The organism is Flavobacterium denitrificans DSM 15936, from assembly GCF_000425445.1.
GTDB lineage: Bacteria > Bacteroidota > Bacteroidia > Flavobacteriales > Flavobacteriaceae > Flavobacterium > Flavobacterium denitrificans.
On the sequence record NZ_KE384377.1, the window covers coordinates 202,079 to 219,583 of the forward strand.

Here is a 17,505-nt window from a genome sequence, read left to right on the forward strand (position 1 = left end):
TGATTATGGATTCTGAGTTAAAGTTCCCGGATATGCATTAATCTCTGATTGTGGAATATACTGTACCACACGTGGACTTGTTGCTGGAACATCATTCATTGGCAAATGTGGACCAGGATAACGACGCGTCATCGTTTGTCCGTTTCGGTAAACATCATAACCACGATGTGCTTCAAAAGCAAGCTCCAATTGACGTTCTTCGTCAATACGTTGTACCGCATTTGTACTGTTTAATGAAGTGTAGCTTCCACCAACAATTGCTCTTTCTCTAACAATATTCAAATTCGTCAATGCATTGGTGTAATCTCCTTTTTTCGCGTAAGCTTCGGCTAAATTCAAGTACATTTCTGCTAATCTTGAAATGATAGGCGAGTGTAAGTGCGAATCATTATCCTGTAAAGAACATTTTGTGATGTAATACATTGGATAAACACGGTTCAAAAGCATCATATAATCTTTTTCACCTGTATATGTTTTTCCTTCATAAACAATTGAATATTGATTTTCAGCAGCATTAACAGTTGTCAAATTATAATTCACACTTCCGATTGTAATGTAGAAACTTCCATCAGGATTTCGTTTCAAAGGTTGTTGCATATAATTATATCCTGTTTGGGTTCCGCCAGCGTTATAAACATCATAAATAAAACGGAAAGCTTCTGTTTTGTTTCCTGAACCATCAGTAACATATTGAGGGTCAATAAATGCCCAACGAGCATCCTTTTTTCCTCCAGCTTTTCTTAGTAAATCTAAATATTCTGCACTTGCGTACATTTCTCCCCAACCTTGACCTTGAATATTGGCATACATACCTCCAATTCCGTAGTAATGATCGTATCCTGAGAATTCTGATGCAACTTGTTTAACAGCAAAAATAGTTTCTGTTTGTTCTGCCGCATCTGGAGCATAAGTATTGTATTTCATAAAGTTTGCACGGCTCAATAAACTATAACGACCGCTGGCAATTACTTTGTTTGAATATTCAATAGATTGTGTTGCGTAATCTTGATTTGGTGATTGATAAGTGCCACTCATATACAAATAGATTCTAGAAAGCATTGCTTGCGCAGCTTCTTTTGTTGCATATGCTGCACTTTTCTCGGCATTCATTAAAGATTCCGCTTTTTTCAAATCGGCAATTGCTTGAGCGTAAGTATCTTTTACCGTTGAACGATCTGGCAAAACCAAATTGTTTAAATCTGCTGGCAAACCATTTACGATTGGAACGCCTAGATTCGTTTCAGGAGATTGTGCGTAAGGTCTTCCGTATGTTTTGCACAAATAAAAGTAAATCATCCCTCTTAGGTAATACGCTTCTCCTAATTGTTGGTCAACTGCATCGTTTTCTCCTTCTTTAATAATTTTAATTAAATCACTTGATTGTGAAATGATTTTATAACTGTTGTTCCAAAAAACAGACAAACGACCATTGTTTGTAACGTGTTGATATGAAATAAAAGAATAAAATGCATCGGTAGATGTTCCTCTAATCATAATGTTATCGCCAGGATATTCGCCAACTCTGTGCATAACATCAGACCAGCCTTTAAGTTGTGCATAACATCCATTTAATAATACTTCGATTGAAGCTTCTTTGTCTTCTTGAATTTTATCTTGAGTATAGGAATCAAAAGGCTCTCTGTCTAACTCACATGAGGACAGGAAACTAATTGCCATACATAATAGAAATATCTTTTTCATGATTTTGTTTTTAAAGAGTTAAATTAAGTCCTAATACCACTTTTCTTGTTGAAGGATAAACCTGTGTTGCCACACCAGTAATTGCACCATTGATTGGCGGAATTTCAGGATCAACACCAGAATAATGTGTGATAGTGAATAAATTTTCACCCGCGATATACAATCTTAAATTAGAGATGTATAACTTTTCGATTGGCAAATTGTAGCCTAAAGTGATGCTTCTCATTTTCAAATAAGTTCCAGTTTCTAAGAAACGAGAAGATGCTTTGTTTGAGTTGCTTGGATTGTTGTAAATTGCCTGCGGATGTGTTGCGATATCTCCTGGTTTTTCCCAACGACTCCATCCACTGTTTAAATTCATTTGGTTACGGTCTGTGTAAGCACCATCTGAATCAAATTCGGCTCTAGCATAGTTGTAGATTTCCCCACCAACAGAATAACTAAAAATAGCAGAAAAATCAAAGTTTTTGTAATTTACATTGGTAGAAAATCCTCCGAAAAAGTCGGGAGTATAAGCACCAATTATTTTTTGATTTTTATTAGCATCGGCATAATTATAAGTCTTAACACGAGCACCGCTTGCATCAGTTGTCATCCATTGTGGTTTTCCATTCTCAGGATCAACACCAGCCCATTCTGTTAGGTACCAACTGTCAACATCTTGTCCCGGAGTTAGCATTTTATTTGCAGAACCAGCAATACCGCTTCCGTCTCCCACAATAATTTGTGTTTTGCCTCCGTAAAGGCTTGTAACTTTGTTTTTGTTGGTACCGATATTAGCATCAACAGACCATTTTAAATCTTCATTTTTAATGATATCTACGTTGATAGATGCTTCAAAACCTTTATTGTTTACTGCTCCAACGTTTCTCCAAATACTTGTCACACCAATAACTCCTGGAAGTGGTACTCTGTATAATAAATCCGACGTGTTTTTGTTGTAATAATCTAAAGTAATGTTTACGCGATTAAATAACCCGATATCCAAGCCAATATCGCCTGTATATGTTTTTTCCCAACTTAAATCTGGATTAGGCAATTGCGAAATTAAGGCACCTGGGTTTTCGTTGTAACTTTGTGAAAATGAATACAAAGGAAGGTGAGGGTACAAGCTGTTTGGTCTGTTTCCAACCGAACCATAACTAGCTTTCAATTTTAAATTGTGAATAAAATCAGCGTGGAAAAAGCTTTCTTTATGAATGTTCCAACCACCACTTACAGAAAAGAAATTTCCGTATTGTGCATTTTTTCCAAAGTTTGAAGCACCATCACGACGGAAAGAAACTTGCCCTAAATAACGATCATCATAAGAATAATTCACATTAGTCAATAGCGATTGTACGGCCCATTGTGATCTTCCACCAGCAACTTTTTCAGGAACAGCCGCTGCATCAGCCACGATAATTCCAGGAGGGATTCCAGTTGCGACGCTATTGCTGTATTTTGAATTGAATTCGTTCCATTCATAACCTGCAACTGCATTAAAGCTATGTTTGTCAAAAGACTTGTTGAATCTCAAAAGCTGATTGCTGTAAACTCTATTATACATACTGTAATAGTCCTCAATTCTTCCTTTTACAGCTTCTCCAGAAGATGATCTAGGATCTGAATAATACATAGAGTTGTAGTTTCCGTAGATGTAATTGTTTACAGAAGCAAAAGTAAGCCAGCTTGTGAATCTAATGTCAAAATCAAGATTGGCACGAGCGGTATAGCTTTCAGATTCTCCATAATTCCATTGTAAATCGTACAAGTAATTTGACCCTGTAGTGTTCACCCAAGTAGGGTTTGGAGCATTCCCTACCAAAGTTCCATCTTCTAAATATGGACTGTCCCAAGGCATATTTCCGTACAATGCGCCTACAGAATGTTGTTGGTCAAAAGTAGTTTCTTTCGTCAAGTTTATTTGAGGACGCAATGTAAACCAAGTGTTTGGCTTATACTCAAACTTCATTAAGCCATTGTATTTTTTGTATTCGTAGCCTTTTATCGCTCCAGTTTCATCGTAATACCCTACCGATACATAGCTTTTGAAATTTTCGCCACCACCGTTGATCGATAAATTATAATCTTTTGCAAGACCGGTTTGAGTGCCATTATCCCACCAGTTATAGTTTTTGTTTCTTAAGTCAGGATTCCACCACCAAACATTTTTGAAATCTTCTTTATTAGCAAACGAATCATATAAATCATATAATTCGGCACCATTCATAATATCAAAATTTCCGTTGTTAATGGTGGTTAATGCTGTTCTTGAAGAAAAATTAATAGCAGCTTTTCCTTTTTTACCGCTTTTTGTAGTTACTACAATTACACCATTTGCACCTTGTGAACCATAAACAGCAGTTGAAGCAGCGTCCTTAAGAACAGTTAGCGTTTCAATATCTGCAGGATTCATGTTTGCAGAACTATTTCCAACAATAACTCCGTCGATTACCCACAATGGATCTGTGCTTCCGTTGACAGTTGTTCTACCTCGGATAATAATTTTTCCAACAGAGCCCGGTTGCCCACCACCAGTGTTCACAAAAACACCCGTAGCTTTTCCTGCAAGCATATTTTCAACAGCTGGTGTTGTAACATCTACAATTTTTTTATTATCAAGTGTTTGTAGTGAACCTGTAAGGCTCTCTTTTTTTACTTTACTATATCCTACAACAACAACTTCATCCATTTGTTGTCCGGCTTCCTTCATTGTGATTTTTAAAGAACTGTTTCCTGCTGGAACTTCTTGTTCTTGCATTCCTAGAAACGAAAACACCAATATTGTTGAAGCGTTTGGCACTTCGATAGCGAAATTTCCATCGATATCGGTTTGAACACCAGTTTTGCTTCCTTTTATGACAACGTTTACGCCAGGAACTGGAACTCCTTTTTCGTCTACAACTGTACCTTTTGCTATTTTTTGAAAAACGCCTACTCTGTTTTCCTTTACTGGTGTTCCGGCAAAAGGAGCTGCATATGTTTCTTGAAGACTTAAAGACAACAATGAAAACAATGCGGTTTTTAAGCTTTTGTCAAGTATAGTATGCAGTTTCATGTTTCGAAACTCTTTTTCGAATACTTTTTTCATACTCTGGTTTGGTTTTGGTTAATAATATGTTTTTTGCTAGTTGTTCTTTTTTTTTTATTGAAATCGGTTTGTTTTTTCCTATTTGGTGTGATGTCTTTTTTAAGCAAAAAATTGATTAAAAAATGGAAAAAAATGGTGTTGAAATTTCAATTGTGGGACGAAACTATAGATTATATTTTTATAAAACAAGAAAAAACACAAAAAATGTGTTCGAACACACTAATTTTATGTTCTCGAGCACATAAAATTATGCAAATCGTTTTTTTTAATCTAAAATGATATGATATTTTTATTTTTTTTTAGAAATTAGCAGGCATTTAAAAAGAAGCATTTTTTGAATAATAAATGGAGTTTATTGAAAAACTTGTGAATTTCGCAAATACTTGATGAAAATAGCAGAAATTAAGCAGTATTTTCTTGTAGTTTTTTAGCGTAAAGATTTCGGTTTTATTCAATAAAAATGAGTTTTTTTATTCAAGTTTAAGCTTTGGAAAACTAAGTAAAAAAGGCTTTTGAAAAAGAAATTAACTTGAGGTCATTTTGACCTCTTTTTGAAAAACCAACTAATAACAAAACACTAAACCAATGATGAAAGAATATCAAGTAGTTTTAATTGATAAAAATTTGAAAAAAGAGGGCCTGATTTTGGATTCTTCTGTATGGGAGCAGGCAAATTGCCTTGCTGATTTTTCGTCGCCTTGGAAAAATGAATCGATTTCTAAAATCGAGTTTCGGGCGGTTTGGGATTTTGAGAATCTGTATTTTAAATTCAAGGTTTTTGACTCTGATATCTATATTGATGAAAAAGATGATAGTGTTGAAAGTATAGGGAATTCTGACCGTGTGGAGCTTTTTTTTCGTCAAAATAATTCTTTGAATCCATATTATTGCCTTGAGATAGATACTTCTGTAAGGTTGATGGATTTTGAAGCACGTCCAGGGAAAGTGTTTGATTTTGATTGGAAATGGCCTAAAGAAGATATAAGCTTAAGGGAGTCGAAAGATGAAACTTCTTTCACCGTTGAAGGAAGAATCAGTGTGAAATCGCTGAATCAGTTGAAATTGATTCATGACAATACAATTGAAACTGGTGTTTATAGGGCTAAATTTTCAAAAGGCAAAAATCAAAATTATGAACCAACTTGGATTTCATGGGTTGATCCAAATACGGAAGAGCCGAATTTTCATATCGCTTCGTCTTTTGGAAGGTTTGTATTGTTGAAATAATTCAAGTTAGTAGGATTTTCTATCTCTCGAAGATTTAGCTTGAATGGATTTTGATTAGCGAATCTGCGAGAGATGCAAAGGTTTAGCCTCTTTTCGACTTTGTTTCTTTGGGGCTTAAGATCAAGAAACGTAAAAAGAAGCGTTTTCAACATTTATAATGTCAATTGGCAGTAAAATAGTCTCTGGGATATCTTTTCGGAATAAAAAATGCTCCACCAAAGTGCTGACTCCCAAATAAGCCTGTCTTTTTTGATTTTGATGAATTAAAAAATGCACTAATCCTTGGTTTAAGAAATTGACGTTTTTTTCAATCAAGTCATAACCAATAAGCGTGATTTTTTTGCTTTTAGCAGAGGATAATAATGAAGCAATTTGATACGCTTTTGAGGTTGTGATAAAAATCCCTGTTAAATCTGGGTTTTCCTCTAAGAACGAAGCAAATTTTGTTTCAATGTTTGAGTTTTTCAGTTTCAGTGTAGTGATAGAAAAGTCATTAAGCTCTTTTTCTTCAAAATAATTTCTGAATCCTTTTTCTTTTTCCTGCATGTGAACTGCATTTTTAAGGCTTTCATCAATATGTATGATGGCAATTTGACCTTCGCTTAAAATTAAATTCATTAAGCTTGCTGCGACACGTCCGCTTTTGTGAAGGTTCTGTCCAACAAAACTTTTAATAGAAGAAGATTCGACTTCGTTGTTGAATGTGTTCACTATGACGCCTAGTTCGTCATATTGTTTTATGATTTCAACAGTTTCTTTGTGAAATAATGGTGTCAGCAAAACCGCATCAGGCGATTGCGCAATAATGGTTTCATTTACTTTTAAAAAGGATTTAGTGCTTTCAGGATTAAAATAGTGTGTTTCGATAATTACGTTATAGGCTTTGAACTCTACTATCGCATCTTGTATTCCATTAACGCAAGGAAGCCAGTACGGATCAAATGCTGGATCTGGAAGCAAAACACAAATACGATATACTTTCGTGCTTTTTAAATTTCGTGCTATCAAATTTGGCTCGTAGTCAATAACGTTCAAAACTTCATTGATTTTCTCAAGCGCAGCAGGAGAGACCTTCCCTCTATTATGTAAAACACGGTCAACAGTTCCTTTAGAAACTCCAGCCATCTGTGCTATATCCTTAATTGTGTACTTTTTATCCATATAAGCAAATATAGAAACTTTGATTTAATTATTTGAAAAAAAAATACTTCATATAATATATTGTGCTCGAGAACATAAATTTTAGTGTGCTCGAGCACATTTTTTGTTTTTTTTCTTGTTTTATCAAAATATAATATATAGTTTCGTAAAATCAAAAACGAAAATATAAAATAAATTTATAACCGATAATATTATAAATCACTGATTTTTAATATTTTAATGTAAAAATTTTTACATGAAAGAAATTACTTCATTAGCCCCGGGCCGTACTTGTCTCTTTGGAGATCATCAGGACTATTTAGGATTGCCTGTTATAGCTTGTGCAATAGACCGAAATATAAGGTTGACGGCAGAACAAAATAAATCAGATACATTTATCATTAATATGATTGATATTAATGAAGTGCGTGTCATTGATATCAATGCAACTTTTGAAAAACTGGAACCGCGAGATTACTTCGCTTCTTCATTGCGTGTTTTGCGCAGACATGGTTGTGTGCCTTCATGTGGTTATACGATTACAATTACAGGTGATATTCCAATTAATTCGGGGACATCAAGTTCGTCAGCTTTATTGATGGCGTGGATTCGTTTTTTGATTGAAGCTTTTGGTGTAGATGAAGAGCCAACTCCAGAGTTTATTTCCAAAATGGGTTATGCGTCGGAGGTTTTAGAGCATGGAGAACCTGGCGGCATGATGGACCATTTTAGTATTGGTATAGGGAATATTGTTTATATCAATACAAAAGCTCCTTTTTCTTATCGTACTATTGGGACAGAGTTAAAAGGTTTGATTACAGGTGTTTCGGGCGTTCCAAAAGAGACGATAGGATTGATTGGGGAACTGAAAGGGAATGCTTTGATGTCAATTGATATTGTAAAACAAAATTATCCCGATTTTGATTTGCAGGCTTCTGAAATTGAAGATGTTGATCGATATAAAAACTGCCTTCCGGATCGCTTAATTCCGTTTTTTGAAGCGGCTCTGAAAAATTACCATTATACGAAAGAAGCGTTAAAGGAATTTGAAAAGCCAGTTTTGGATCTTGCAAAAATTGGCTTTTGGATGAATCAGCACCATGAGGTTTTACGTGATTTATTGAAAATTACCGTGCCGCGAATTGATGATATGATAAATGCGGCCTTGTGTGCAGGTGCTTATGGGGCAAAAATTGTTGGCTCAGGCGGTGGCGGTAGCATTGTTGTAATTGCAGATCCGAAAAATGAAACTCAAGTTATTGAGGCGATTTTGCAAGCCGGCGCGCAAGAGGCTTATGGCGTATCTGTTGATCCGGGTGCGAGAATTATTGAAAACATTGAAATCTAGAAATAAAATATGCACAACAATTTAGTTATTCTTGCGGGCGGCGCTTCGTCGCGCATGAAAAAAGAAGCAGTAACAAATAATTTATCGGCGGAAGAAATTGCTCAGGCAAATGAAAGAAGTAAAGGCTTAATTGGCGTTGGTTCAAGTGGAAGGCCATTACTGGATTATCTTTTGTTAAATGCAAAAAAAGCAGGCTATAAAAACATTTATATTATTATTGGAGAACAGGGTGAATTGTTTAACGAATTTTATGGAAATCATGATACCGATAATGATTTCCACGGTTTGAATATTTCGTTTGCCGTACAGTATATTCCTGAAGGTAGAATAAAACCTTTTGGGACTGCAGATGCATTGTTTCAAGCAGTTGAGCAGTTTCCGGAATTGAATAAAATGGAGTATTCAGTTTGCAACAGTGATAATTTGTATTCTGCTGAAGCATTATTGGCATTGAGAAAAACTGAAAGCCCGAATGCCTTTATTAGTTATGATCGCGATGCTTTGGAGTTTCCTTCAGAAAGGATTTCGCGTTTTGCCATTGCAAAATTGGATAAAAACAATCAGCTTTTGGATATTTTAGAAAAGCCGACTGCAAATGATTTGCAAAATTATAAAGATGTAGAGGGGAAAATCAGGGTAAGCATGAATGCTTTTAAGTTTAATGGGCATACTTTGTATCCACATCTTAAAAATTGTCCAGTGAATTTGGAAAGAGATGAAAAGGAGCTTCCGACTGTTCTTTTGAATACTGTAAAAGCAAATCCGAATACGACAATTGGGATACCATTTTCAGAGCATGTGCCTGATTTGACGGCAAAAGAAGATATTTCAGATGTAAAAGAATATCTTAAAAAACACTATCCCGTACTTGATTGGGAGTCTTAAAAATCAGTAACAAAAATTTCATAACTAATTTAGGATTGCTATCATTTATTCAATTATTTTTGCTGTTGCAAAAAAAATGCATACATTTGCGTAAAATATGCAAATAAATGATTTAGTGTTGGTTCTAAATTAGATTGAAAAAAAAGAAAAATCTATTAACAATCAACCCAAAAGTATTATGTCAAACATTGAAAACGTCATACCAGCTGAAAATAGGAGTGCAATTATTCCGATGGTTATCTTGACCGCATTATTTTTTATTCTCGGATTTGTAACTTGGCTAAACGGACCATTAATTCCATTTTTTGAATTAGCTTGTGAGCTATCGTCGTCTCAAGCTTATTTTGTGACTTTTGCTTTTTACATTGCTTATTTTGTTATGGCAGTGCCATCATCTTGGGTGATTGAAAAAGTAGGTTATAAAAATGGTATTTCGCTGGGATTGTTGATAATCGCTTTAGGAGCATTTATGTTTTATCCTGCTGCCGAAAGCCGTACTTTTTTATTGTTTTTAATTGCACTTTTTGTCATGGGGACAGGTTTAGCAATTTTACAAACGGCCTCAAATCCTTATGTAGTAGTAATTGGTCCACGAGAAAGTGCTGCTGCGAGAATTAGCGTTTTAGGAATTGCGAATAAACTAGCTGGATTTGTAGCGCCAATTATATTGACAGCTTTGGTTTTGTCTAATATGCAGGAATTTACAGCTGATAAAATTGCAATGCTGGATTCGGTTTCAAAATCAAATGCTTTAAATTCTCTTGCATTACAATTGCAAAGGCCTTATCTTTATATGGGATTGATTATTATAGTGTTAGCTGTTTTGGTAAAGCTTTCGCCACTCCCAGAAATTGATTTGGATGAAGAAGGTGATATTTCAAATCTGAGTATTTTTAAACAAATTAAAAATGCATTGAAACGACCTCAATTGGTTTTGGGAGTGATAACATTAATGCTGTATTTGGCTGCCGAAGTTTTGGCGGGAGATTCAATTGGAGGTTTTGGAAAGCAATTGGGAGTTTATGGAGACGAAGGGAATTTTTATCTCAAATTAACCTCTTTCACCATGTCGGCAATGGTTGTTGGATATATTTTAGGAATAACCCTAATTCCAAAATATCTTTCACAAGTAACAGCACTACAAGGATCAGGAGTTTTAGGAATCATTTTAGTTTTAGCAATTGTTATAATCTCGCCTAAACTTATGATTCAGTTGCCAGGAATTCCAGCTTTGCCAGTTGTGATTCTTTTAGTGGCCTTGTTAGGTCTGGCAAATGCGCTTTGCTGGCCTGCAATTTGGCCTATGGCATTAGAAGATTTGGGCGGTTATACTAAAATAGGAAGCGCCATTTTAATTATGGGAATTATCGGAGGAGCTATTTTTCCGTTATTCTATGGCTTAATTACTGAAACTATAAATACAGCAAATATTGCAGCTGGAACACAAGCAACTTCAAGAAGTGGCAATCAGCTGGCGTATTTGATGCTTTTGCCATCTTATGCAATGATTCTTTTTTATGCTGTAAAAGGGCATAAATACCGACGATGGTAAATAAATGAGAAACTAAATAAAAAACTATAATCATGTTAAAAAGTAAAATTGACAAAGCAACAGGTTTCGAAAAACGATTCGAAAACATCAATACGGTTGTTTTTGAAAACTCTTCAGAAGCTTCAAAAGAAGTAGCGCAGGAAATCGCAGCTTTAATGAGAGAGAAACAAAAAGAGAATAAACTTTGTGTTTTAGGGCTTGCGACAGGTTCTTCACCAAAAGGTTTGTATGCTGAATTGGTTCGTCTTCATAAAGAAGAAGGGTTGAGTTTCAAAAACGTAGTTAGTTTTAACTTGGATGAATATTATCCAATGGAACCAAACTCAATCAACAGTTATGTTCGTTTTATGAAAGAATTGCTGTTTGATCATGTCGATATTTTACCTGAAAACGCTCACGTTCCAGACGGACTTTTGACAAAAGAACAAATCGCAGATTACTGCCACGAATATGAAGCTAAAATAGAAGCTTTAGGCGGAATCGATTTGCAGGTTCTTGGAATTGGAGGAAATGGACATATTGGTTTTAACGAATCGGGTTCGCTTCAAAACTCAAAAACACGTTTAGTAGCTTTAGATCATATTACAAGAGTTGCCGCAAGCAAAGATTTCTTCGGATTAAATAATACACCAAGAACAGCAATCACACTTGGAGTGAAAAAAATCATGGAAGCAAAAAGAGTAATCTTATTGGCCTGGGGAGTTGGAAAAGCTAACATTGTAAAAAAATCTGTTGAGGATGAAGTTACAAACCGAGTTCCAGCTTCGTTCTTGCAAGAACATAACAATGCAGTTTTTATTTTAGATAAAGAAGCTTCTTCAAAATTAACGAGAATCAACAAGCCTTGGTTGGTTGAAAAAATCGTTTGGACAGACAAATTAACTCGTAAAGCGGTTTTAGGATTGGCATTAGATCTTAAAAAACCAATTTTAATGCTTACAGATGCTGATTATATCGAAAACGGTATGAGCGATTTATTGGCAGATTCTGGCCCGGCTTACGATACTAATATTAAGATATTTAATAAATTACAAAATACAATTACAGGTTGGCCAGGTGGAAAACCAAATTCTGATGATTCAAATCGTCCAGAAAGAGCGGAGCCAGCTAAAAAACGTGTATTGATTTTCAGTCCGCATCCTGATGATGACATTATCAGTATGGGAGGAACTTTTATGCGTTTGCAAGAACAAGGGCACGAAGTGCATGTGGCGTACCAAACATCTGGAAATATTGCAGTTGCCGACGATGAAGCGTTGCGTTTTGCAAGATTCGTAATTGATTACAACGAGAAATTCGGAATCAAAAGTGCTGAGGCAGATGATATCTATAAAAAAGCAGAATCATTTTTACAGAACAAAAAGAACAGCGAAATTGATATTCCCGAAGTTCGTTATATAAAAGGATTAATTAGAAAAGGTGAGGCGAGAGCAACAAGTCATTTTGTTGGTTTGCCAGATTCTCAAATTCACTTTATGGAATTGCCTTTCTATGAAACGGGAACAATCGAGAAAAAACCAATCGGACCAGAAGATATTCAGTTGACGGTTGATTTAATTGAAAAAATTAAGCCACACCAAATTTACGCAGCTGGAGATTTAGCAGATCCGCACGGAACCCATAAAGTTTGTTTAGATGCTATTTTTGAAGCGGTAAAAGTTTTAAAACCAAAATCATTTATGGATGATTGCTGGTTATGGTTATACCGTGGCGCTTGGCAAGAATGGGGAATTGACGAAGTTGAAATGGCAGTTCCAATGAGCCCTGATCAGGTTTTAGCAAAACGTCACGGAATTTTCAAACACCAATCTCAAAAAGATGGAGTTGTTTTTCAAGGAACTGATGCAAGAGAGTTCTGGCAGAGAGCAGAAGATAGAAACCGCGAAACAGCAGAATTATACCATCAATTAGGATTGGCGACTTATGCTGCAATGGAAGCTTTCGTGAGATGGCATTATTAAGATGCTAAGATTCTAAGATTTTAGTTATCAGTCACAGTTTGCAGTCGCAGTATCAGTATCAGTATTCAGTTTTTAACTGTGACTGAAATCTGCGACTGAAAACTTTAAAAATAATTTTGAAGCAGGAAGGGAGAATGAAAATAAGTTCTTTTTTCTTGCTTCTTTTTTTTAAAGAGGCTAAGGTTCTAAGATTGTGAGGTTCTAAGTTTTCCAGTCTTTACAGTAGTCTTCGTTTTAAAACTGTAAACTGTGACTGAGACTGAAAACTATTTTTTAATCTGTGGCAAATAAATAATAGCTTTGCATACAATTGGAGTAAGAAGAAAGTATAAGTCTTTCCTCTTGCTTCTTTCTTCTTAAAAACTATGGATCAAGACAAAAAACAACTCATAAAATTAGCCCACACCAAAATGCCTTTCGGGAAATATGAAGGAAAATATTTAATTGATTTGCCTGAATATTATGTTGTTTGGTATCATAATAAAGGATTTCCAAAAGGAGAATTAGGGCAACAACTGCAACTCATTTATGAGCTAAAATTAAATGGTTTGGAAGAATTGATTCGAAATATAAAGAAGCAATATCCAAAACCTATTAAATAGTAGGAAAAATCTTTTGTAGTTTAAATTTTTTTTTATAAGTTTGAAATACAAAATATTATAATTTCCAAAAACAAAGTGATACCACAGAGTTCAAGACTGAATTCATAAATGTGTACAAGTCAGTGTTTTTTAAATTATAATATTTTTTTTTATGCCTAAACTTTCCTCAATAGCAAGTATTACTTGCTGGTATGGGAAATTTCCTTGGTATCTTCCGTATTTTATACATTCTTGCTCTTTTAACCCAACTGTTGATTTTTTATATTATTACAGATAATAAAAATAAAATTGACAACAAACCTCAGAATGTAAAAATAATTTACAAAAGACTCGATGAAATAAAAGCATCTGCATTTCAAAAACTTGGTTTTAAAGTCAATATTGATTATCCCTACAAGCTTTGTGATTTCAAACCCGCCTATGGTTTTTTGTTTCCTGAGATCATAAAAGATTATGATTTTTGGACTCAAAGTGACCTCGATATTATTGTCAGCTGGCTTGAAAAAAAATCAAAATAATTGATATGAGACAAACTTTTTTTCTTACAATAATATTGGGAACTTTTATTTTTTTTAATTCCTGTACTTGCAAGTGTATCAAAACACATTTAACGAAAGACGAAAAAGAATGGTTTTCAGTGTATGAAAAAGGACAACAAATAATTTTTAAAAGCAATCTTGGAAAATTTGATACTTTGACTGTTAAAGATAAGTATGAAACATATGGGAATAAGGGATGTAATTGCTATGAAATTGGAACAATTCAGGATCATGTAATGGGGATTGAATTAAAAGCAAAGACCTCTTACAATGAACCTTATTGTGATGGCGGCATATCTATTAGTAAAGAAGCTGTTGATCAAAAGAGTTTTCCCGTTTTTGGACTTTTTGGTTTGATATACGATAAAAGGTTTCAAAGTTTATTTCCTCAAAAAGAAGATATTATATTATCAACAATAAAAAATAGAATTTATCATACATATCATGTAGAAGATGGAGTTAATGCAAATAATGGTGGCAATAATTATTTACAATCTTTTTACTGGGATAAAAAAGAGGGATTGATTCGTTATGATACGAAAGAAGGTGAAGTTTTTGAATTGCTAAAAAAAACACTGATTTAAAAAAAAATAATATTTCTCAAATGAAAAAAATCATACAACTATTTTTCTTATTACTGTTTACATTTACTGTAGTTGCACAAGATACAAGTAATAAATCTTCGGCAGGAGGTCCTGCAACAGCAAAAGAATTGGTGGGGTTTTGGAAAATGATTCCATTGCCAAATCCTTCAGTAAATAAAGTAAATCCATGGCCTCAGCCTTATCAATGGTTTGAGTTTACAGAGGACGGTAAAGTATATTCAATGATGGTTTCTAGTAATAAAGAATATTCAAAACAAGAATTACGTAAAGCTTTTGATGTTTTTCCAAAAAAGAGAGTGCCTAATTATAAAATGTATGGTGCCTTTGTGATTATTGATAACCCTGAAATTAAAAATTATTTAGAAATATGGGGGACAAATATTTTTGCGAAGAATATTGACGGTATTGCTCAAAAGGGGGATTTAATGTTGACTTTAGATGATGGTACGCAGACAGGTAAAGTTGTGTATTACAGATTACTGCGGAGGATAAATTGATTTTATGAAATTTAAATACGAAGATTGGATAATTCATTGTTTTTTATTGTCTATCTACATAATTATTTGGGGAACAATGCTAATAAAAGTTCACAATCCAAAAGATTATGCTAAAAAAAAATCATATTCCAGAAGTCTGTCTTTTAGATTTTATCTGACAGGTGTATTTGTGCTTGGTCTCATTTATGCCTTAGTAAGAGACTTTATTAAGTTGTACAATAATGAATATTAGATTTAAACATAAAAATAAATGATCAACTTTGCCTACGAGTATCAGATTGGTAAGAAAGATTTTGGACTAACATGTGCATGGATTTTATCTGTGTCTATGAAAAATTATTTTACTTTCTAAAAGTACTTGAAATCAACTCTTATCTCATTGAAGTTGTTTTACCTTTTGGATTAAAAACAAATTATGGCGTTGAATTAAACTTTCATGCCGAATCAAAAGGTACTGCAGAAATTATTACTGAAGATAGAAGACTAATTGAGCGATTCTTTGATAATAGTTTAAGGTATGAATTAAAATAATTTTTTTCTACTCAGTTAAAAAGAAATCTGAAGTCAATTTAAGGACATCGTTAAAAATCTTCCCAATTAAAACCTAAAATTATCGATTACAAAACCAACTAATCGATTTGTTTAAAAAATTACAAAATTATCTCATTCTGTAATAGAGAAATTGTCTAATTAAATTTGTACTTTTGCCAAGTTTTTTACACAACTACTTACAAACAACAACAGAATGAATCAAACAAAATATATTTTTGTTACAGGAGGTGTGACCTCTTCATTAGGAAAAGGGATTATCGCGGCATCTTTGGCAAAATTGTTACAAGGAAGAGGATACCGTACAACTATTCAAAAATTTGATCCATATATTAACGTTGATCCGGGGACACTAAACCCGTATGAGCACGGAGAATGTTATGTGACAGATGATGGAGCTGAAACTGACCTAGACTTAGGACACTACGAGCGTTTCTTGAACGTTCCTACTTCTCAGGCTAATAACGTTACAACAGGAAGAGTATATCTTTCTGTTATTGAAAAAGAAAGAAGAGGAGAATTTTTAGGAAAAACAGTTCAAGTTGTTCCTCATATCACAAACGAAATCAAAGACAGAATGCAATTGCTAGGAAAATCTGGCGATTATGATATTGTTATTACTGAAATTGGTGGTACTGTAGGTGATATTGAATCGCTACCTTATATAGAGTCTGTTCGCCAATTAGTTTGGGAATTAGGAGAAAATAACGGAATTGTAATTCACTTAACATTAGTTCCATATTTGGCAGCTGCGGGCGAGTTGAAAACAAAACCAACGCAACACTCTGTTAAAACATTAATGGAGAGCGGTATTAAAGCCGATATTTTGGTTTGTAGAACAGAGCACGAATTGTCTCAGGAATTGCGCCAAAAATTAGCTTTGTTTTGTAATGTAAAGAAAGAAGCAGTTATTCAGTCAATTGATGCTTCTACTATATATGAAGTTCCAAATTTAATGCTTGAAGAAGGATTAGACGTTGTAGCTTTGAAGAAATTAGATTTGCCTAAAAAAGCGTCTCCAGATCTTAAAAACTGGAATACTTTCTTAAAAAGATTAAAAAGCCCAAAACAAACTGTAAATATTGGTTTGGTTGGAAAATATGTAGAAATGCAGGATTGCTACAAATCTATTTTAGAGGCATTTATTCATGCGGGAGCAGCAAATGAAACTAAAGTAAATGTAATTTCAATTCACTCAGAGCATATCAATGCTGATAATGTGGAAGAAAAATTAGGAACTCTTGACGGAGTTTTAGTTGCTCCAGGTTTTGGAGAAAGAGGTATTGAAGGAAAAATCGAAGCAGTTCGTTATGTTCGTGAAAACAACATTCCTTTCTTCGGAATTTGTTTAGGAATGCAAATGTCTGTTATCGAATATTCTAGAAATATTTTAGGTTATGCTGAAGCAAATTCAACAGAGATGAATGAGAAAACGCCTCATCCAGTTGTAAATTTAATGGAAGAACAGAAAAACGTAACTGATAAAGGTGGAACGATGCGTTTAGGAGCTTGGAAATGTGATATTAAACCAAACACCTTAGCGCACAAAATTTATGGTGAAACTACAATTTCAGAACGTCACCGTCACCGTTATGAGTACAACAATAAATATGCTGATGAATTGCAAAAAGCTGGTTTAAAAGCTTCTGGAGTTAATCCTGATACAGGTTTAGTTGAAATCGTAGAGCTTGAAAATCATCCATTTTTCATTGGTGTACAATACCACCCAGAATACAAAAGTACGGTTGCAAATCCGCACCCAATATTTGTGAACTTTGTGGCTGCTGCTGTAAATGCGCATAAAAAATAATAATTATATTCTAAGA

The 17,505-nt window shown here is 34.2% G+C and carries 15 protein-coding genes; 12 read left to right on the forward strand and 3 right to left on the reverse strand.

The window, feature by feature from the left end:
• Nucleotides 1-3: 3 nt before the first annotated feature.
• Together H600_RS0112690 and H600_RS22065 are read right to left on the reverse strand one after the other, a co-directional pair.
• Entirely contained in the window at nucleotides 4-1,701 is a 1,698-nt protein-coding gene (locus H600_RS0112690) for a RagB/SusD family nutrient uptake outer membrane protein (protein WP_026729132.1), read from the reverse strand.
• 10 nt (nucleotides 1,702-1,711) lie between these two features.
• Nucleotides 1,712-4,774 carry a SusC/RagA family TonB-linked outer membrane protein gene (locus tag H600_RS22065; RefSeq protein WP_035108631.1) on the reverse strand — a complete coding sequence of 1,021 codons (3,063 nt, stop codon included), beginning with the start codon at nucleotides 4,772-4,774 and terminating at the stop codon, nucleotides 1,712-1,714.
• 585 nt (nucleotides 4,775-5,359) lie between these two features.
• Between H600_RS22065 and H600_RS0112705 the strand changes: the two genes are divergently transcribed.
• Nucleotides 5,360-6,001 carry a sugar-binding protein gene (locus H600_RS0112705; protein WP_245176563.1) on the forward strand — a complete coding sequence of 214 codons (642 nt, stop codon included), beginning with the start codon at nucleotides 5,360-5,362 and terminating at the stop codon, nucleotides 5,999-6,001.
• A gap of 120 nt (nucleotides 6,002-6,121) precedes the next feature.
• Here H600_RS0112705 and H600_RS0112710 read toward each other — a convergent pair whose 3' ends face one another.
• The gene (locus H600_RS0112710; protein ID WP_026729135.1) at nucleotides 6,122-7,162 is read right to left on the reverse strand and encodes a LacI family DNA-binding transcriptional regulator; all 1,041 of its coding nucleotides are present in this window, start codon (nucleotides 7,160-7,162) and stop codon (nucleotides 6,122-6,124) included.
• 235 nt (nucleotides 7,163-7,397) lie between these two features.
• Here H600_RS0112710 and H600_RS0112715 point away from each other — a divergent pair, with 235 nt between their 5' ends.
• The 11 genes from H600_RS0112715 (at nucleotide 7,398) to H600_RS0112760 (ending at nucleotide 17,489) form a co-directional block, all read left to right on the forward strand.
• The gene (locus H600_RS0112715; protein ID WP_026729136.1) at nucleotides 7,398-8,489 is read left to right on the forward strand and encodes a mevalonate kinase family protein; all 1,092 of its coding nucleotides are present in this window, start codon (nucleotides 7,398-7,400) and stop codon (nucleotides 8,487-8,489) included.
• A 9-nt stretch (nucleotides 8,490-8,498) separates the two neighbouring features.
• Nucleotides 8,499-9,374, forward strand: a complete 876-nt coding sequence (locus H600_RS0112720) for a sugar phosphate nucleotidyltransferase (RefSeq protein ID WP_026729137.1) — start codon at nucleotides 8,499-8,501, stop codon at nucleotides 9,372-9,374.
• Between the two features lie 178 nt (nucleotides 9,375-9,552).
• Nucleotides 9,553-10,926, forward strand: a complete 1,374-nt coding sequence (locus tag H600_RS0112725; RefSeq protein ID WP_026729138.1) for a sugar MFS transporter — start codon at nucleotides 9,553-9,555, stop codon at nucleotides 10,924-10,926.
• 32 nt (nucleotides 10,927-10,958) lie between these two features.
• Nucleotides 10,959-12,887, forward strand: coding sequence for a glucosamine-6-phosphate deaminase (gene nagB, locus H600_RS0112730; protein ID WP_026729139.1), 1,929 nt, complete (start codon nucleotides 10,959-10,961; stop codon nucleotides 12,885-12,887).
• A 365-nt stretch (nucleotides 12,888-13,252) separates the two neighbouring features.
• Entirely contained in the window at nucleotides 13,253-13,489 is a 237-nt protein-coding gene (locus tag H600_RS0112735) for a DUF3820 family protein (protein WP_026729140.1), read from the forward strand.
• Nucleotides 13,490-13,640: 151 nt separating this feature from the next.
• Nucleotides 13,641-13,766: a DUF6625 family protein gene (locus H600_RS23250; RefSeq protein ID WP_342446973.1), complete on the forward strand. Its 126-nt coding sequence runs from the start codon at nucleotides 13,641-13,643 to the stop codon at nucleotides 13,764-13,766.
• A complete protein-coding gene (locus H600_RS23255; RefSeq protein WP_342446974.1) occupies nucleotides 13,741-14,007 on the forward strand; it encodes a DUF6625 family protein in 267 nt (88 codons plus the stop codon). Before H600_RS23250 ends, H600_RS23255 begins: the two co-directional genes overlap by 26 nt.
• Nucleotides 14,008-14,012: 5 nt before the next feature.
• On the forward strand, nucleotides 14,013-14,612 hold the full coding sequence (locus H600_RS0112745; RefSeq protein ID WP_026729142.1) for a hypothetical protein: 600 nt from the start codon (nucleotides 14,013-14,015) through the stop codon (nucleotides 14,610-14,612).
• 20 nt (nucleotides 14,613-14,632) lie between these two features.
• Nucleotides 14,633-15,130, forward strand: a complete 498-nt coding sequence (locus H600_RS0112750; protein ID WP_026729143.1) for a hypothetical protein — start codon at nucleotides 14,633-14,635, stop codon at nucleotides 15,128-15,130.
• Nucleotides 15,131-15,439: 309 nt separating this feature from the next.
• Nucleotides 15,440-15,661: a hypothetical protein gene (locus tag H600_RS0112755; RefSeq protein WP_026729144.1), complete on the forward strand. Its 222-nt coding sequence runs from the start codon at nucleotides 15,440-15,442 to the stop codon at nucleotides 15,659-15,661.
• Between the two features lie 214 nt (nucleotides 15,662-15,875).
• Nucleotides 15,876-17,489 (forward strand): CTP synthase, encoded by a 1,614-nt coding sequence (locus tag H600_RS0112760; protein ID WP_026729145.1) that lies wholly within the window; start codon nucleotides 15,876-15,878, stop codon nucleotides 17,487-17,489.
• Nucleotides 17,490-17,505 lie beyond the last annotated feature (16 nt).

Bases quoted from the DNA above. Each gene is read 5' to 3' on its own strand.
- H600_RS0112690 (WP_026729132.1), bottom strand. From the start codon at position 1,701: ATGAAAAAGATATTTCTATTATGTATGGCAATTAGTTTCCTGTCCTCA.
- H600_RS22065 (WP_035108631.1), bottom strand. From the start codon at position 4,774: ATGAAAAAAGTATTCGAAAAAGAGTTTCGAAACATGAAACTGCATACT.
- H600_RS0112705 (WP_245176563.1), top strand. From the start codon at position 5,360: ATGATGAAAGAATATCAAGTAGTTTTAATTGATAAAAATTTGAAAAAA.
- H600_RS0112710 (WP_026729135.1), bottom strand. From the start codon at position 7,162: ATGGATAAAAAGTACACAATTAAGGATATAGCACAGATGGCTGGAGTT.
- H600_RS0112715 (WP_026729136.1), top strand. From the start codon at position 7,398: ATGAAAGAAATTACTTCATTAGCCCCGGGCCGTACTTGTCTCTTTGGA.
- H600_RS0112720 (WP_026729137.1), top strand. From the start codon at position 8,499: ATGCACAACAATTTAGTTATTCTTGCGGGCGGCGCTTCGTCGCGCATG.
- H600_RS0112725 (WP_026729138.1), top strand. From the start codon at position 9,553: ATGTCAAACATTGAAAACGTCATACCAGCTGAAAATAGGAGTGCAATT.
- nagB (WP_026729139.1), top strand. From the start codon at position 10,959: ATGTTAAAAAGTAAAATTGACAAAGCAACAGGTTTCGAAAAACGATTC.
- H600_RS0112735 (WP_026729140.1), top strand. From the start codon at position 13,253: ATGGATCAAGACAAAAAACAACTCATAAAATTAGCCCACACCAAAATG.
- H600_RS23250 (WP_342446973.1), top strand. From the start codon at position 13,641: ATGCCTAAACTTTCCTCAATAGCAAGTATTACTTGCTGGTATGGGAAA.
- H600_RS0112745 (WP_026729142.1), top strand. From the start codon at position 14,013: ATGAGACAAACTTTTTTTCTTACAATAATATTGGGAACTTTTATTTTT.
- H600_RS0112750 (WP_026729143.1), top strand. From the start codon at position 14,633: ATGAAAAAAATCATACAACTATTTTTCTTATTACTGTTTACATTTACT.
- H600_RS0112755 (WP_026729144.1), top strand. From the start codon at position 15,440: ATGGATTTTATCTGTGTCTATGAAAAATTATTTTACTTTCTAAAAGTA.
- H600_RS0112760 (WP_026729145.1), top strand. From the start codon at position 15,876: ATGAATCAAACAAAATATATTTTTGTTACAGGAGGTGTGACCTCTTCA.